Below are 15,919 nucleotides of genomic sequence, written 5' to 3' on the forward strand. Positions count from 1 at the left end.
CTCAGGCATTATTGCAGATTGTGTCGAAATCTGACCCACCAGCTACTGATTGATGAATCCGGCACTGTCTAGTTACCCTCCTGAGCTGGCGTTCGACCGCCGAGCGATTGATGCGGTCGCTGAAAGTTATAGTAATGAACGAACATTGCAAGCCACTGGCGGACGCTCAGCCGACTGCCCACCCACGAGTTGTGGAAACGGTCGACTCTCATTTTGAACGTGTGAAACCATTTTTCGATCAAGTTTCGGTCTGTGTAGTCGACCCGACCGTTCAACCCTAATCGAGAGAAGGCAGTCCGATAGCCAAAGGCATTGGCTAGAAACACAGTCTCAGAACAATCGTGTTTCTCGCACACTCCGTGGAGAAACGCAGCCGCCGGATCAGTCCCGTGACGTTCAAACAACGCAACGTCAAGAATTACGTTTGTGTCGAGGTCTATTGCAGCGTACAACCAAGACCACTCGCCGTTGATTTTGACAGCGGTCTCGTCGATCGCGACCCGCCTCGGCTGCGCCGTCCGCAGAAATCTTCGATTTCTGCTGGGCTGCGGGAGAGCTTTGCTCTCCCGAACGTCGGCGGGTCGGAAACGCTGTCAGCCAGCCGATGTACCCACTGGAAAATCGCTTGAAACGAGCGTTCTACGCCGAGTAGCCGAAGAATCGCTTCTGTCTCTCTACGCGGCAAACCGGCAGCATGGAGTCGGACGGCGAACGCCCTGACGGGCGTCGCCGTCCGCTCCCGCTGCCAACATTCATAATTCGCCGTTTCCAACGACTCTGTGAGCAGTTCTAGGTCGAGCAAAGCACTAGATCTACGAACTGCTCGCTTCTCAAATTGGCCTAACTAGACAGTGCCCCTATGCGTATGCTACCAGAGTAACTACACGACTTCAGCTCTGATTCCATCCTAGTTCTGCAGGTTGGAACTAAATTACTCATATGCATATATAATTGTAATTCACTGGATTATCGCGAGCGCTGTTTTCCAGTGAAAACGATAGCAATAGACGATAATTCGGCAGATTTGTTTTGACACCATTTCGCACCTTTGAAAACATATTTATTTGTAACGATGCCGGTCGAAGAACGTCCGACTGATGTCCGCCGCCGAGCACTCAGCGTCGAATGTCTTATGGATGTAGTCACGCAGATTCTCGGCCCGCCATGTCTCAGCGTAGTGGCCGAACGCGTCGGGTTTTCGGCGATCCGCGACTCGACCACTGCAGCTATTCGTTAGAGATTTTCGGCGGGCGTCCCGCTCGTACCTCGTCCACTCGGTGCACCTTCAGCCGCGTCGCGGCTTTCGTATTGTCAGCCTCGTTAACCGCCGTTTTGAGGCGATTGATCTGGATGTCATCCAATATACTGGTTGTTGTAGCAATTTGCACAACTACTTTTGAAAAGCAATTTCACAAATACATTAGTCAACTTCTACGGTGCACTCGGGCGGTGATTATTCTGATCTATAGCAACCGATATATTTCTCGTCGGTACACTGGCTCGATATCTTCGTAGTACGTGTGGATGTACTCGTCAATTCCGGCACGATCAGTCACGGACTCACTGTCCGGGCGATCCCCGCGCATGTACTTCACCAGCGGCCGTGGCAGGTCCTGCTGGACTCGCCAGTACGTCGTGAAGCGGTGTCGACCATAGTGGCTCAACACGGAGCGATGGTGCTCCGTCTCTGCATACTCCGGATGGAACCAGCGGCGCCACGTTTCGGTCACGAACTGCTTCGTTAGCTTGTGCCCCTTCTGTGAGACGATCACCCACGGAACGCCGGTATCGGGTCGAACGAGCAGGTATCTCGTGAGTATGTCCTCAAGTTCCTCGTCTAGTGGGAGGACACGCGGTCGCCCCGACTTGTTCCCGTATCGGTCGTGTGGGATGTATACCGCGTTCGGCCGACCATCGAGCATCCAGTGGTCGCCGATTTCCGGGTGATGGCTCTGAAGGTCATCGTCTGAAACGTCGAGTTCACCGAGAACGAGATTACACACCTCACTCGCTCGAAGGCCGAGTTTGAGCTGGAGACAAATGATAACGAGGTCGCGTAGTCGATCGATTCGACTGATGATGTCCCGGAGCTCAGTGAACGGGATGTTGGGGAGTTTCTTCTGTTCGGGGGCGTCCATCGAGACGGTCTGTTTGACGACCGTGAACGGGTTGTACTCCTGTGTATGGGGAAAGCTCGGTGCGGACTGCCAGAAGCGATACACCTCTTCGAGTTTTCGGAGCTTCTCCGAGATTGTATCCGGGTGATTACCCTTCTCGGTCTGCTCGTGATGGATGAATCTACGAAGATGGTCTATCGCTGGACACGCCGGGTGGCGCCCCTCGGTCTCCATGTGCGTCTTCCACTGCTTGATCACCCGGTGGTACCCGCGTTCAGTTCGAGGCGCTATGTCCTTCGACGTGAGGGCGTCTTCGAGGAAGACCTCGAACGGGTCTGTGCTGATCGTTTCGAACGTCGAAGCGTACTGTGCGAGAGGGTCGGTTGAGCGGCCAAACGCCGCTGCTATCTCTTCTCTGGAGTGGTCTTGGTCAGTCATTCGTGATACGCCCGTCCACGGTCGATCTTTCGCTCCCAGACGATACCTGCGTGTTCGGACTCGGCTGCGGCCATCCACAGTGGGTGGTAGGTGTGTGGGTGATCCGGGTGGTGCTGTAACCAGGAGTAGAACTGTTCGAGTTTGACCCAGTACACGTTGTAGGCGGTGTTGAGGGACACGCGGTCCAGCAAGCCGTCCAGCCACGCTTCAACGTCCGCTGGCCGCGCAAGTGCGTGGTGGCGTCCCCGTGATTCGATGTGTTCTTTCCAGCGGCGACCCGCGAGCCGATACTTCTGCCGGCAACGCTCCGATTCGACCTCGTCGAATCGCTCCTCGACGAGGAACCTCTCGTACGTGTCGGCATCCTCGTACTCGCTCGCGTACCGTTCGAGCCGCCGATGAGAGGGTACCTCAGAAAGTCGTTTGTACACGCCCATTCGGTCCGTCGGATCTGAAGATTGCGTTCGTCTCATCGCTCACCCGGCCACTTGCTTGTGGCCGGCACCCGTTGCCGGCCACAGAAAAACAGGGCTGCGTCTCTCTGCTGACCGATATCTCGAATGCTCAACCGAAATTCTGAGACTCAGTCTCGGAACCTGCTGAACAGGCCACGATTCTCCTGTTCAGCGAGTTCTGATTCGAGGGTTTCACGACGCTCACGCTCGGCCGCGAGCTCCTCAGACAATCGCTCGTTTTCCGCTTCGAGTCGTCTAATCTCCGCCTGGAGAGACTCAATCGCGGCAACGTCAGCAGTTTGTTGTGACTGTTCAGCTGCCCCTCCACCGGTCGGCTGGGTCCCTGTTTCAGGGAAGAGCGACCACTGCCCGTCGTCCCCGTAGAAATCTGACGTGCCAGCGATCGCGCGTTCGATCGTTCGCTCGCCGTACGTTGCGCCATCGCTGAAATGCACCTCGTCCCACTTCTCTCGATAGAGCCCGGACTCGCGGAACAAACGATCCATCTGATGTGCATCACCACCGGTCCAGAACGCGAGCAACGAACACAACGCCATATCCGCTTCCGACTGACTCTCATACCCACTCGTATTCCCGCGATACAGCCGGTCGAACTTCTCGCCGTTGGCGGCACTCCGGGCCTTCTCAAGCAACTCCTCATCACCAAGATCGTTCCCGTCGTTTCCGTCGGTGGCTGAAGTGGGTGTACCTTCCGTGGCTGTTGCGTCACCCGACGACTGGTTTGTGTCTTGTGGGGCAAGATACTCTGCGTGGACTGCTGCAAGTGCGTCATCGCGGATGGCCACAGTCTCAAGCGTCTCTTCGACATGGTCGCCAGTGACGGTGAAGAACCGCGCTGTCTCGTACAACTCAACGTCACCCTGGCGATTGCGACCCTCGGGAAGCGTCCCCTTCACGATGACGTGAACGCCCGTTCCCGATGGGCTCACTTCGGTAAACGAATCGAGTCGCGTGACGATATCCGCCGCCCACTCAGTAAGTTCACCTGTAGTTGGGTCGCGGCAGTCGTCGAGGTCGACACCCACGAGCGGGTCGTCGTCGGTGAACACGAAGCCGATACCGATGTCTTCCAGATCCGCGTAGTCACGGGCCGTCGCGAAGTCTTTCCACGTCGCCGAGTCGGTCGTCGAGGCGTAGCTTCCCGACGAGGGGTCGATTGGCACCTTCGTTGTCTTCCCGTCACGGTCTTCCGGTCGCCAGCACAACCACTGGGGCCGCGTCACCATCGCCGCCGGGAGTGCATCGGCTGGTGGCAGGGCACGTTCAGTCATCGTCTGCCCCCGCCGTTGCATCGGTGAACATCGCTGCCTGATCCTCGCTGCCGGCGGTTCGTGGGTCGTACTCGATGACCTCCTGCTCCTTCTCGAGCGCTCTGACTTCCATCCCACGCCATTCACCGTCGACGCCGAGCAATGCTTGTGAGTAGCCTTTCTCTTCGTCGCCGGGAATCGCGTCCTGAACGAATCGCATCTGGGCGTGGTTCAGCCCGAACTCGTTTGCGACGTCGGTGTTCATCCCGTCGAGTTTGTGGAACTGCTTGACGGCACACTGATCCAGAATCATCTTCGCCACATCGTCCTGGAAGAACTCGTCGACGGTCTGGGTTACCAGTCGAATCGAGAGGTCGTGATGGCGATGGTGTCGAAAGATGGTCTCCAGATACTGAAGGGTCGCCGCGTCCTTCAGAAGATAACGCGACTCATCTACGATGAACACCACTTCCTTGTCTGTCTCTTTGGCCCGTTCGTACACCAGCGAGATGAGCAACTCCATCAGCAGGCTCGTGTGGCCGCCGAGCTGGCCACCCTGCTGGACAAGATCGAGATAGATAATCTTCTCATCGCGGATGTCGAATTCGCTTTCGCGACCGAGATTCTCGAACTGGCCACCTTCGGCGAATGGACGCAACTGGTCGAGAAGCCAGACAGCGTCTTCTTCAATCTTCTCTGCTTCGGCCGCAGTCCGGATGACGTACTCGTCCGGGTCGTCGCTCATCGATTCTAGGATGTCGAGCACATCACGGACGGTCGGGCTCGGGTTGTCGTGCGTGGAGACATCCTCGGTGATACCCTGTTGTTCGTACGCTTCGTCGAACGCTGCCTCCAGGGTCGTTCGCCGGTCGCCAAGGTCGACACCACGGGCGGCGAAGAAGTTCGTGAAGAACGAAATGGCTCGCTCGCGGCGCTCTTTCAGCGGACTGGCGTCGTCACCACGCGCCTGCAGGACGTGGTCTGGCGTCGGCTTGATCTCAAGCGGGTTGAGCCCGAGTGTCCCACCGACCGTGATCTGCTTGCCACCGAGGGCTTCGCTCACGCCGTTCCAGTTGTTCAGCGGCTCGAGGATGACGCCGATTCGGTCGGGATCTTGCTCGATACTCCGGATGAAGTTCTGCTTCGCACCGAACGACTTGCCCGACCCTGGGTCGCCGACAGTGAACATCGCGTAGCCGTCTTCCCGGGCGAACGGGTCGACGACAAGCGGGCTCTGTGTGTCCTTGTGGATGCCGTACTCCACGCCGCCGGATTCGAGAATCGTCGGGTTGTGTGGAGACGCGAGCAACGCCCCAACAGCCCCGCCCAGGGCGATGGCTCCGCGGCCGAGTTCGTCGCCGCCGATGGGTGCTGCCGACTGGAGGGCCTTGTCTTGGAGACAGATGGCCGTCGCCGGTTCGAGTCGCGCTGGTGGCTCGCGAAGCGTCGACCGGACCCGCGTGACGGCCTCTCTGAGTTCGGCTTTCGAGTCGGCGCGGACGGTGACGAACAGCGACTGTGAGAACACGCGCTGGCCGTTCTCGACGGCTTTGTACGTCGCTGCCGCCTCGTTTGCACGCTCCTGGAGGTAGGCACCGCGGACGCTGTCGTCGATGTCGGCTCCCGCCTGTAGATCGTCGGCGGTCTCCTGCAACTGGTCGCGAGCTCGATCCGGCAGCTTCGGCGTGACGTGAGCCGTCAGGTCGAACTCCACGTCCGTGAGTTCGAACAGCCCGCTCAGGTAGCCGTCGCTGGGGTAGTCGGGGTACTCGGCAATGGAGAGCGTCCTCGTCCACTGATCACCGAGGCGGGCCGTTCGTGTCTCCCACTCGACGGCCGCAGGTGCGATCACCGACTGGTGGCGTTCCGCGAGGGTATCGAATGCCGACCGTTCTCGTGTGCCTGCGGCGAGGGTCTCGTCGTCAAGTACGTCTGCGAGTTCGACATCCGGCTCGGAACGCCTCCGTTTCCACTCGAGGAGGCGCGCAATCCCGATGACGACGAGCACGGTACCGATACCGTAGACGAACACGCCACCCGGAGAGACGAGGTCCGGTCGATTCGCCACGATGCTGCTCACCTGTTGGATGAGTTCGTTTGGGCTCACTGGTCGGCCCTCCGCTGGCTCTCTCCGACAGCCGGCTCAGTTCGCAGCAAGCGGTCGGGGTCCTCGTACTCCTCGCCGTTCCAGAACTCTGCGGCGAGGACGAACACCTCCAGTGTGCTGAGTCGGGTCGCTGACCACCCGGCGACGTCCTCGACGAACTCGGTTCGGACCGTCCGAATGCGCTCGTCGAGCTTCTCGAACATCGCCTGTCTGCGTTCAGCGGCAGCGAGGTCGGCGCGACGCGTTACGAACGGCGTGAACAGTACCCCGATGATCGGAATCTCGGTGAGCTTCTCACCGGGCGTCGGTTCCTGCCCGTAGCGGTTGTACACTTCGAGCGGCGACACCTCGATCCCGAGATAGTAGCGGTGCTGGCGGGTGTCGGCGAGCTCTGCCGGTCGCTGCTCCCGGTACTCGTTCAGGAGCTGCTCGAACGCCGGGTTCGCATCCACGTCGGGGTCGTCGAGCCGGTCTTCCAGTTGGTCGACGAGCCGGTCGACAGGGAACGCTCGCGTCGTCGTGTGGATAGTGAGAGGAAACCGCAGCTCCGAGTTGGCGAACGCTTCGCCAGCCTCCTGGACAGCTTGCCAGTCGCCGGACATCGCGAAGTCCATATTCGACGGAGCGATCTCGATGAACGCCTCCATCGACCCGTCTTCACGCTCGACGGCCCCGGTGCCGGGCCAGGCTCGCCGGACACTCGTCAGGTCCTGTGTTCGTTCACTCGGGGTGAATGGTGTGTACTGGACGACGCCGCCATCTGTACTCGCATGCTCGGCGTCTGCTGGTCGCGAGAGCGTCATTTGTGGTCGTAGCATGTAGTGTCGCGTCACATCGCGGAGCCACGTCCACGCCGTCAGATGTGGCGGTGCCGCGTAGGTGACTGCAACGCCGAGCGTCAGTCCAAGGAGAACGAGAGGTAGCACGAGGATGTGGCTGATGAAGGTCCCGAGAAACAGGCCTGCAACTGGGAAGCCAAGTACCACACCGACGTCCCCCTCGTCAACGTTGAGTCGCGGAATTCGTTGCTTCTCTCCGAGCTGATTCATGATTCGCCGACCGGCGGCTGAGCTGTCTGAAGTCATCAGTAGTAGCCGGGGTCGTTCTCACTCCGACGGTACGACGGGACGCCCCCGGACGCGTCCGTCGCGATGTTGTCCTGCGTAGTCTGTGCTGTTTTCTGGGCGTCCCCTGCCGATTCACTGCCCGCCAAGTGGGACACTGCTGCGTGGCCGACGCCGGCTTTCGGCCCCCATCGGGCGGCTGTCGTTGCCGCTTTGGGCCCGACGCCGTAGCCGAGTCCTGCGATAACGCCGAGACCCACCGCAGTTCTCGATGCCGTGCCGATCGCTCCTGCGACGAGCGGGCTCGCATAGCTGAACGTCTTCCACGTCACGTACAGCGCGAGAACAGGAAGCGAGACCACGACGAAGTACGCAAGGAAGGCGTCGCTTGGCGTGATCATCTGGTCACCTGCGAACAGCAACGCGTACCCACGGAAGAGAATGGCTGCCGGAAGCGGGAGGATAGCGAGTGGGATGAACTGCAGGCACAGACGCTTGGCGATACGAGACAGGATCGGGATGTTGCCGTACATGATGGCGATCCCGATCGGCATCCCGTAGAGGTAGATGAACAGCAGAACATTGCGAATGAAGTACACGGCTTTCAGCAGGACCATCGCAATCCCACCGAGACCAGCGAGGAACATCGTCAGCATGGGATTGCCGGCGGCTGCGGGGAGCATTGTGTAGAGTGCTTCACCGACTCTCGAGACATCTGGAATCAGTCCGATTGTCAGCCCCTTCACGAAATACAGAGATAAGACAGCAACCCAATACCAACCTACGATAAGGACTGCTCCAGTCCAAGCATTTCGACGCGAATACTGGTTTGAGTATGCGCTACCCATCCCGAATATTCGGATGAAGTGACGGCCTTGCACGGAGAGAAATAGTACGAGCAATGCTAGAATCATCACTTCACCCCCAACAACGCCTTGGTAGATACTGTGCCAAGGATTATCTCCCTGTGCAGGGATTCCAAACACTACCTCAACTCCTTCTCCTTGGGGGAGCGGCGTATTGAAGAGCTCATTACTCAGTGACTGATACCCATTGATAATCTCGTCAGTAAACCAGCTGGTGACCTTTCCAACAATATCTTCGAACCACTTGACACCGAAATCAGAGAACGGTACGTCCGGCATGGATTATTTTATAGGGCCCTCCACAGTCACCGAGCAACCATCGTACTCCTGTGCCCCCGAGTATCTGATTTTGAATTCAGATTCAACCGATTTTCCGTCTATTGAGGTAGCCAATGAGGTGGTGAACTCAGCCGAATAGGGCGTCGGCTCACAGTCGCGTCCGCTACCCTCAAATGAGAATGGAATGGTTGTTGAGAACAACGTCTCCTGGTCTCCTCCAAACAGCGTGATGTCCGATGCTTCTCCCTTCTCGTCTTGTGTGTCAAAAATACCGCTTCTATTTTCAGAATCGCGAATACTGTCTGTCGGATTCGGCACATCACCACTGAAGATTAAATCTCGGATGCTGACCGGGCCATTTCCTTTGTTCTCAACAACGACCAGCGCTTCCTCTTCTTTCATGGAACCGAGTGCATCTGGTATCCGATCCAAATGGTTCGCTCCAACACCGACCTCCTGGATTTCAACATCTGGTTGAATCTCAATCGATGTCTCACCGGTCGGTTCCGCAACGACGTCGAACTCCCCCGGCGTGTAGGTCATCCCAAGGTCGAACTCAAGCCGCGTCTCACCGCTGACGACCTTCGATGACCCAACGCGCTCTCCTTTCGGGTCGATTAGATTCACACGCTCTGCCTGATTCTCTGGAGCCAGCGATACAACGACCGTCGCCTCATTGACGGCTACATCTTGGAACGGGTCGCCAGAACTTCCAGGCTGGGTTGAACTGGTACACCCTGCGAGCGCCGTGAGCGTCCCGGCAGCGGTTCCAAGCACGGTACGTCGGGTTGGTGTGTGTTCTGTCATGGATATCGGCCTCGTGGTTCGAAGATGGTTCCCAGCCGTCGCCCCGCATAGATCGCCAGGGCGAACGGCAGGAACCAGGTGAGACTCGTCGTCAGCAGGTCGAGCCATCCGGCGACAGTGCCGAGTGGATGCCACCGCGTCGTGTCTGCGGCAGTCGTGTACGCAGGGTCATGCGTCAGCCACGACCCCGGTACGTACTGGGCGGTGTACACGCCGGGCTCGGTGACGGTCAGCGTCGCCATCCCGGATGAGTTCGTCTGTAGGCGCTCGCCAGCAAGCTCGACGTATCCGTCGCGCCCGGCCACGATTGGGTCGTAGCGCGTGTCTTCGGCTGGTGACAGCGCGATTGGTTCACCCGTGTCGGCCGCGGTCAGCCGTACGAGTAGTCGTGCCTGTTCGTCGGTCTGGGAGAGGACGCTGACCTCGACTCGGCTCTCCTGAATTGGACGTAGTGGGCCTGCCCGTTCGAGCGTCGCGTTCACGCCACGGACGATGCCGTTGACACGGAGGGTCTGCGGTGTTCCAGCACTCGTCCGAATCGCAAGCCCGTACGACGTGGTGTACTCCTGTTCGACCACGTCGACGGTGACATTCGGTGGGAGTGCCGTACTGGGTGTCGCTCTGTCCACACCCCAGACGCGCAAGAGTTCGGGACCGTTGCCGGTCGGTTCGGCCCGGGGACCGAGCTTCGACGGATAGGCGTGGACGGCTACCGGCAGTGCCGGCGACTGGATGGTCGTCTCGTTGGCGGCAGTCGACCGGACCAGACTGTCCCATCGCGTATCGCGTGCAGTGTAGAAACGCCAGACGCCACGGATTCGATGCGAGCCGTTCACCGTCAGCTGAATCCCCTGCCAGGGGACGTTGCGAAACACGGCGATTCCCCGGTCTCCGTTCGGGTACCGAGCAGTCGACACCTCGGTGCGGAGGTTGTACGTGCGAATCGTGACAGTGTCCGAGACCGTGACGGTCTCGCTCGTTCGCGTCGTCTGGGTGCGACTGTCCGTTCGGTCGGGGGTCGTACCATTGGGGGGCGTGGCCGCAGAGGCGTTCGTGATACGGACGGATTCGCTGAGTGAGACGCGGATGTCGGCTTCCAGTCGAAGCGTCTCGGTCCCGGCATCGAGTTCGTATGGTAGCGTGGGGTGATGCGTGCCGTCACTTCGGGCGATGACCTCGCCATCCCGAACTAACCGGACTTCTTCGATACGATGACTGGCGAGCGAGTACCTGGTCGTCCGGTTGCCGACTGTTGTTTGTGCTGGAACGGCGACGCGATAGTCAACGACACCCCGAACCGTCCCGTGTGGTGCGGCGTAGACGACCGTCTCATTCGGTGTCGAATGGACTGTCGTCGTCGGGGTGACCGCGAACACCGTGGCATGGGCATCGCGGATGATTGTGCCGTTCGTCAGGTTCGCGTGTGGTGGGTAGACGGACGCGTTCGCTTTCCCAGCAGGGAACTCTGGGTGGTCGGCTCGCGTCCACCGCGCTGCCGTCGTGGGCGGTTGGGTGAACGTCAGGTCCGTACCGTTCGCGAGCTGGTGTACCGCGGTGCGGTTCTCCCCGTATGCTTTCCGATACGCCGCATTCGAGATGTAGCGGCTGTCATTGTCGTGGCTCCACAGCGTCGCGGCCTCACTCTCGTTGAGCCCGTTGCCGTCGGTACCTGGCCGCGGCGGTTGAGCGCTCGACTGGGGAGCGACGCTACTCACGAGAAGGAGTGCGAGCAGCGTCACGGCGAGCGACGACATGCGCATGTGGGCGTTCAGAATGGAATCAAGTCCACACACTGTGCGATCGGTAGGCCCATCGCCGAGCCGCCGACGGTGAATAGCGGCCCGAGGACGACCAGTGTGGCCGCCGAGCGCATGGCGTCCCGTTTGTGCTCCTTCAGCTTCGCCTTCTGCTCACGCCCGAACGTGAACATCGACAGCAGCGCATCGGACTGCCAGACAACGAGCAGTCCCATGATGCCAAGCCCGGTCGTGATCTGGACGAATCCCTCTATCATGTTCGCGAGGGTGTCCGACTCGTCATTACAGACGGGATTCGTCGCGTCTGATTGAGCCGCCACTGGTCCTACTGCGATGAGCGAGACCAGCCCGATGATGAGCAACAGTTGTCGTAATACTCGGCGGAGACGGCGATTCGACTCGAGTGTACCGCCTTGTCCGGTCGATGGAGTATGGATCTGGGTCATCGATATATTTCACTTATCCATGCCCATATTAAAAGTTCCTAAACGTATGATAATTAAGTGTTGGTGGAGAATTATAATTGGCATAGAAGTTCTCTTCCCCGTGAATTGGCAGTAATAGACGATATTGGAATATCATAATATTTCTGTCTTATCATGGCCCTCCCTTCTAGTGGGTTGGTTGTGGCTGCCGGCCAACCAGCGGGCGGCCGGGAGCGGAGGGTGGGGTGGTGGGGCTGCGGGGCTGTGGAGATACTGAAACACGTCCGAGAGTCACGGGTCAACGAAGAGACAGCAGTGACGGCTGCCCGAGTTTACAGCGCTCGGAGTTCGTCGCGGTACCGCCGCACCGTGACAACGCTCACGTCAGCGATGCCTGCGAGCTCGGCTTGCGTGAAGCTATGCTGTTCGTTCGTCCGCTCGGCTGCGAGAAGCAACGCCCCACCAGCGACTCCTGCCGGGTTGGATCCGCGTGTCTCTGGTGTTCCGTCCGCCTCTAATACTGCCCGAGCGCGCCGCTCCGTCGCTGGCGACAGCCCGAGTTCGGAGACGAATCGAGGAAGGAACCGCTCGGGACTACGAGGAGCGGCCGGTAGCCCGAGTTCACGGTTGAGAACGCTGTAGCCGCTCCGTACCTTTTGTTCCGGCACCCGTGCTACCTGTGCGATGTCTGCGACGGTTTGGGGCCGCCCCTCACACCGACACGCCGCGTACACGCTCGCTGCGGCAATCGTTTCGATCGACCGCCCACGGAGCAGGTCTGCTTCCTGCGCCGACGAGAACAGCCGACACGCTCGGTCGCGGAACGCCTTCGTGAATCCGAGCGCGCTCGTCATCCGCCGGATCTCCGTGAGGCCGTACATCTCGTTCCGCTCTCGTTTGCCCCGCCGCTGCGCCCGCGAGTGCTGCGTTCGAAGCCGACTGAACTTTCGACGCTTCGTCGACGAGAGCGCGTTTCCATTTCCGTCCGTCGACCAGCCGATTTCTGTTGAGAGACCACGGTCATGCCGCGACGGGGTCCGGGGCGCACCCGTTCGCGAGCGATTTGATCGGTCCTCGAAGTTGCGCCACTCCGGCCCCGTATCCACCGCTTGGTCTGCCAGGACGAGCCCGCAGTCGTCACACACCGTCTCCGCAGTGTTCATCGTCACCCGGCCGTCGCACTCCGGGCACGTGTTCGCGTCTGTCTGTGTGGTCGACTCATCGTACCGCCGCTCGTAGACGTCTGCTCGTTGCATTCAACTCACGAGGCACGCCTTCCAGCGCCCCTCGCCCGTCACGGGGCCAAAAAACTCGCCTGCGGTCGCGGTTAGCTGTCCGGGAGTGGCTTGCGTCGCCGATATGGACCTACTGACTAATGACCGGACGATGCCGTGTCGGCTACAGATAGTTGAAGAGCGTGTCGACAGCTCTGTCGATAGGGGCAGATCGGAGTCGACAGACGTAATCTGTCATCAGATTGGGCTGGAGTGATGCAATCGCGTGTGGAACAATCGAACTCTCCTGTGGCGCGGTTCGACGGTGATACTCATCCGCCCGTATGGGGACGCGAGCGTCGTACCACGTCTTCGTTGTCAGTGCCATACCGATGTACTGCTGCCCATCGAACGGGTGTGTCTCGTTGTTCACAACCACCCATGGCCTCGTCGCTTCGTCATCAGGCCTGAACGGATCGCCAGATAGCACGACGTGGCCGCGCTCAAGCGCATCGAATGCCGGAGCGCTCACGAGTTGGGGTCCTCGCCATCATCTTCGTCTGCGGCCGCAAGCCACTCCGAACGACGTTCCTCCCCGAGGTGGGCGTCCAGAAATTCAGCTGTTGAGTGGAAGGTGAACGCATCGCGGACAGCCTCAATATCACCGATTGCCCAGTAGGGTTCCTTATGCCGGACGAGTTCACGCCGCTCGAGACGGTTTAACACGGGGTGAATCGAGTTCTGTGCAACACCGGAACCTTCTGCGATTTCTGTTGCTTTGAATGCCTGCTCTCGGTTATCGAGCAGGAACCGGAGGACACGCTCGGCATTTGTCGGTTGTTCGGTACCGGAATCGTGCTTGTCGAACTCATCGATACTGATCGGCATTGGTGTGTATGGTGGCTTTTGCTCGTATTCATGTATAAATGTATCCTTGTATGTTGTATTCTTCGCCTACAATAGTCTTGAGCAGCTACCCTTGTGGGAGCGGCTTTCGACCCCGGGCATAACACTCCCAACACGGGAAGTCGACCGATGAATCCGCACAGTCACACCACTCCGGCGGCTCGGTCCGGGAGTCCTCACGATCTGGCGTGGACGTGGCTTCGACGCCACCGTCTGCAACCGGACGATCGGAAGCTTGCTTGCGGACCGCAGCCAGCACTGGCTCGCGGATAGCGATCGCTAATCGATGTTTGCACGCCGGCGCGTACTCCTGGTCCGCTGGACAGGTACAGTGAACCGGGAGACCGTCGCGGACGACAACCAGATACTCGTGGTCGTCGGGGTTGGTGTAGCTGCCGTTGCGGACGAGGACTCCGTCGTCGAGAACTGTAAACGAGAAGGCCTCGTACTGGGCACGTTTCAGGAACCGATTCGACACGTCTAACTGGGTCAGTACATGATCTGGCACGTTGCTCGGGCGCTTCAGTGAGCGCCTCGCCCGTCGAGGCGCACAGAAAACGCCCGAGCTCGGAGCCGTTCAACAGTCAAGACCGACGTACTGGCCGAGTTGGGCCACTACAGTCTCAACAATGGAGGGTCGCAATTGTCCCTGATACCGGTCGAAGTCGGCATGCTTGATCGTTGTACAGTACCACGGCGAGACGTAGCTCTGTGTGGATGTCCCGCCAGCTGTCCAATCATCTTCTTCGACCTGAATCCCTGCTGAATGGTCGGTGGTCGTCAACCCAACAGCGAGGCATTCTTCGGTAGCAAACGGGTACGTATCATCACTCACCACAAGCCATGGGCGATACAACTCACCGTTCTTGAACAGGGCTGGTCCCCATCTTACATCACCACGGTTGACTACGGACATCTATTCGTTGCCGGAGTTCCATTCCTCGGGATTCTCGTCTCCAAATCGCTCAGTCATCGCCCGCGCCGTAGACCGGGTTGACGTATAGGTCGCCAGCGCCTCCTCATCGCCAATCGCCCAGTAATGACCGCGATGTCGAACGAGGCCTCGTTCTTCAAGTCTCGAGAGTACGGCACCGATGCTGTTGCGAACCACGCCGGTGCGCTCAGCGATCTCTCCAGGGGTGAACGCCTGTTCGGAGTTGGTTGCGAGGAACGAGAGCACTCGCTCCGCGTTCGTTCCACGGTGTCGGAGATCCTCTTCGGAGGACGACTGAAACGTGTCGATGTCGATTGGCATACTCGTATATCGGCGATAGTTGTACTAATATGTACGGACTGTACGTAGTGTACAATACTGTACTTCATCAATGAGAGATGGGGCACAGTTGCTACCGTTGGCGTCGAACCCGGACGGTCGTCGGATCGCCGACCGCTTCGAGCGTCTGCTCGCGGATGTATTCGAGTGCCCCGTCCAGATCGAACGCCCCCGTATCGACCATGTCTCCGACGACGCGCTTCACCGCCTCGAATTGTCCACGGGTGTAGTCATCCCCGACTGGGTGCCCGTCGTGCCAGCGAACCGTCTTGAGGATGCCGTGCCCGACTGTCGGACTATCGGTGACGAGCTCCGAATCGTACTCGAGTCCGAGCCACAGGGTCCGATACGCCGTCACCCTGAAATCGCGGTCGACGACGTAGAACGCTTCGTGGTGCAGAAAGTCGAGTTCGTCCGTGAGGAGTTGCTCGAACCCCACGTCGGTCACTCTCGGGAGCGGTTCGACGTCGGTCGGGATATCTCTACTAAGATGATACTGGTCCGCGAGCCGCTCGATGTCCTCACCTGCGGCGAGGGCATCGTGGACCTCTCCCGTCCACTGTGAGGGAATCTCGCCGCCGAATGGTGTCGCTTCGGTGATGCGGTGTTTCAGGCGCAGCTGGCAGCCGCCCCAGTGCGAGTAGTGCAGGTTGTAGTTGCCGTCGGTGCGTTCGTACGCGATGAGTGCTCGGTGTCCCATTGCAGACTCCGAGAGGCGCGTGTGCCCGCGCCCCTCACCCGTGAGGGGCAAATAAACTCGGCGTCGGGACGCAGCGGAACTCCGAAACTCGACGAATGGATGACCACAAGAGTCCATCGAGTGTCTGTGGCCTCGGGTTTCCGTTTGAATGTTTGCCGAGGTAGCGCCGGTGGTTGCTCGGACGGGTCCGTTCGTGCTATCCTCCTCGGCGGGGGTCCAGCGCTTCCGGTGGAACGCGAT

General features: G+C 59.4%; 17 protein-coding genes and 1 pseudogene. 1 reads left to right on the top strand and 17 read right to left on the bottom strand.

Annotated elements, in window-relative coordinates; translation table 11 throughout:
• Positions 1–68: 68 nt before the first annotated feature.
• The 14 genes and pseudogenes from NL126_RS04555 to NL126_RS04620 all read right to left on the bottom strand — a co-directional run bounded on the left by NL126_RS04555 (position 69) and on the right by NL126_RS04620 (position 14,070).
• Positions 69–802: pseudogene (locus tag NL126_RS04555) on the bottom strand (IS6 family transposase).
• Positions 803–1,463: 661 nt separating this feature from the next.
• Complete coding sequence (locus NL126_RS04560) at positions 1,464–2,555, bottom strand: tyrosine-type recombinase/integrase (RefSeq protein ID WP_255197734.1); 1,092 nt, start codon at positions 2,553–2,555, stop codon at positions 1,464–1,466.
• Positions 2,552–2,992, bottom strand: a complete 441-nt coding sequence (locus tag NL126_RS04565) for a hypothetical protein (protein WP_255197735.1) — start codon at positions 2,990–2,992, stop codon at positions 2,552–2,554. The genes NL126_RS04560 and NL126_RS04565 overlap by 4 nt, the downstream gene beginning before the upstream one ends.
• A 146-nt stretch (positions 2,993–3,138) precedes the next feature.
• Complete coding sequence (locus NL126_RS04570) at positions 3,139–4,302, bottom strand: phage NrS-1 polymerase family protein (RefSeq protein ID WP_255197736.1); 1,164 nt, start codon at positions 4,300–4,302, stop codon at positions 3,139–3,141.
• Entirely contained in the window at positions 4,295–6,352 is a 2,058-nt protein-coding gene (locus tag NL126_RS04575; protein WP_434084177.1) for a VirB4 family type IV secretion system protein, read from the bottom strand. The genes NL126_RS04570 and NL126_RS04575 overlap by 8 nt, the downstream gene beginning before the upstream one ends.
• Before the next feature lie 32 nt (positions 6,353–6,384).
• Positions 6,385–7,473: a TraC-like domain-containing protein gene (locus tag NL126_RS04580; protein WP_350355483.1), complete on the bottom strand. Its 1,089-nt coding sequence runs from the start codon at positions 7,471–7,473 to the stop codon at positions 6,385–6,387.
• Complete coding sequence (locus tag NL126_RS04585; RefSeq protein WP_255197739.1) at positions 7,473–8,597, bottom strand: TrbL/VirB6 family protein; 1,125 nt, start codon at positions 8,595–8,597, stop codon at positions 7,473–7,475. The genes NL126_RS04580 and NL126_RS04585 overlap by 1 nt, the downstream gene beginning before the upstream one ends.
• A 3-nt stretch (positions 8,598–8,600) precedes the next feature.
• Positions 8,601–9,404 carry a hypothetical protein gene (locus NL126_RS04590; protein WP_255197740.1) on the bottom strand — a complete coding sequence of 268 codons (804 nt, stop codon included), beginning with the start codon at positions 9,402–9,404 and terminating at the stop codon, positions 8,601–8,603.
• A complete protein-coding gene (locus NL126_RS04595; protein WP_255197741.1) occupies positions 9,401–11,158 on the bottom strand; it encodes a DUF8186 domain-containing protein in 1,758 nt (585 codons plus the stop codon). The genes NL126_RS04590 and NL126_RS04595 overlap by 4 nt, the downstream gene beginning before the upstream one ends.
• Before the next feature lie 14 nt (positions 11,159–11,172).
• A complete protein-coding gene (locus NL126_RS22010) occupies positions 11,173–11,607 on the bottom strand; it encodes a DUF7985 family protein (protein ID WP_350355484.1) in 435 nt (144 codons plus the stop codon).
• A 311-nt stretch (positions 11,608–11,918) separates the two neighbouring features.
• Complete coding sequence (locus NL126_RS04605) at positions 11,919–12,842, bottom strand: transcription initiation factor IIB (RefSeq protein WP_255197743.1); 924 nt, start codon at positions 12,840–12,842, stop codon at positions 11,919–11,921.
• 142 nt (positions 12,843–12,984) lie between these two features.
• On the bottom strand, positions 12,985–13,332 hold the full coding sequence (locus NL126_RS04610; protein ID WP_255197744.1) for a type II toxin-antitoxin system PemK/MazF family toxin: 348 nt from the start codon (positions 13,330–13,332) through the stop codon (positions 12,985–12,987).
• Entirely contained in the window at positions 13,329–13,688 is a 360-nt protein-coding gene (locus NL126_RS04615; protein ID WP_255197745.1) for a helix-turn-helix domain-containing protein, read from the bottom strand. The genes NL126_RS04610 and NL126_RS04615 overlap by 4 nt, the downstream gene beginning before the upstream one ends.
• A gap of 85 nt (positions 13,689–13,773) precedes the next feature.
• Complete coding sequence (locus NL126_RS04620) at positions 13,774–14,070, bottom strand: SWIM zinc finger family protein (protein WP_255198892.1); 297 nt, start codon at positions 14,068–14,070, stop codon at positions 13,774–13,776.
• Here NL126_RS04620 and NL126_RS04625 point away from each other — a divergent pair.
• Positions 14,038–14,190: a hypothetical protein gene (locus NL126_RS04625; protein WP_255198904.1), complete on the top strand. Its 153-nt coding sequence runs from the start codon at positions 14,038–14,040 to the stop codon at positions 14,188–14,190. The two genes, NL126_RS04620 and NL126_RS04625, sit on opposite strands and share 33 nt — an antisense overlap.
• A gap of 93 nt (positions 14,191–14,283) precedes the next feature.
• Here NL126_RS04625 and NL126_RS22015 read toward each other — a convergent pair whose 3' ends face one another.
• From NL126_RS22015 to NL126_RS04635, 3 genes are all read right to left on the bottom strand, one after another.
• The gene (locus tag NL126_RS22015) at positions 14,284–14,622 is read right to left on the bottom strand and encodes a type II toxin-antitoxin system PemK/MazF family toxin (RefSeq protein WP_350355485.1); all 339 of its coding nucleotides are present in this window, start codon (positions 14,620–14,622) and stop codon (positions 14,284–14,286) included.
• Positions 14,623–14,961 (bottom strand): MarR family transcriptional regulator, encoded by a 339-nt coding sequence (locus NL126_RS04630; protein WP_255197746.1) that lies wholly within the window; start codon positions 14,959–14,961, stop codon positions 14,623–14,625.
• Between the two features lie 91 nt (positions 14,962–15,052).
• Positions 15,053–15,679: a DUF6735 family protein gene (locus NL126_RS04635; RefSeq protein ID WP_255197747.1), complete on the bottom strand. Its 627-nt coding sequence runs from the start codon at positions 15,677–15,679 to the stop codon at positions 15,053–15,055.
• Positions 15,680–15,919 lie beyond the last annotated feature (240 nt).

Origin of the sequence: Halorarius litoreus, assembly GCF_024362405.1 — an archaeon.
In the GTDB taxonomy this organism is placed as follows: Archaea; Halobacteriota; Halobacteria; order Halobacteriales; family Haloarculaceae; genus Halorarius; species Halorarius litoreus.

What these genes read in the sequence shown, in the direction of transcription:
- NL126_RS04560 (WP_255197734.1), bottom strand. Translation starts at nt 2,555, where the DNA reads ATGACTGACCAAGACCACTCCAGAGAAGAGATAGCAGCGGCGTTTGGC.
- NL126_RS04565 (WP_255197735.1), bottom strand. Translation starts at nt 2,992, where the DNA reads ATGGGCGTGTACAAACGACTTTCTGAGGTACCCTCTCATCGGCGGCTC.
- NL126_RS04570 (WP_255197736.1), bottom strand. Translation starts at nt 4,302, where the DNA reads ATGACTGAACGTGCCCTGCCACCAGCCGATGCACTCCCGGCGGCGATG.
- NL126_RS04580 (WP_350355483.1), bottom strand. Translation starts at nt 7,473, where the DNA reads ATGACTTCAGACAGCTCAGCCGCCGGTCGGCGAATCATGAATCAGCTC.
- NL126_RS04585 (WP_255197739.1), bottom strand. Translation starts at nt 8,597, where the DNA reads ATGCCGGACGTACCGTTCTCTGATTTCGGTGTCAAGTGGTTCGAAGAT.
- NL126_RS04590 (WP_255197740.1), bottom strand. Translation starts at nt 9,404, where the DNA reads ATGACAGAACACACACCAACCCGACGTACCGTGCTTGGAACCGCTGCC.
- NL126_RS04595 (WP_255197741.1), bottom strand. Translation starts at nt 11,158, where the DNA reads ATGTCGTCGCTCGCCGTGACGCTGCTCGCACTCCTTCTCGTGAGTAGC.
- NL126_RS22010 (WP_350355484.1), bottom strand. Translation starts at nt 11,607, where the DNA reads ATGACCCAGATCCATACTCCATCGACCGGACAAGGCGGTACACTCGAG.
- NL126_RS04605 (WP_255197743.1), bottom strand. Translation starts at nt 12,842, where the DNA reads ATGCAACGAGCAGACGTCTACGAGCGGCGGTACGATGAGTCGACCACA.
- NL126_RS04615 (WP_255197745.1), bottom strand. Translation starts at nt 13,688, where the DNA reads ATGCCGATCAGTATCGATGAGTTCGACAAGCACGATTCCGGTACCGAA.
- NL126_RS22015 (WP_350355485.1), bottom strand. Translation starts at nt 14,622, where the DNA reads ATGTCCGTAGTCAACCGTGGTGATGTAAGATGGGGACCAGCCCTGTTC.
- NL126_RS04630 (WP_255197746.1), bottom strand. Translation starts at nt 14,961, where the DNA reads ATGCCAATCGACATCGACACGTTTCAGTCGTCCTCCGAAGAGGATCTC.
- NL126_RS04635 (WP_255197747.1), bottom strand. Translation starts at nt 15,679, where the DNA reads ATGGGACACCGAGCACTCATCGCGTACGAACGCACCGACGGCAACTAC.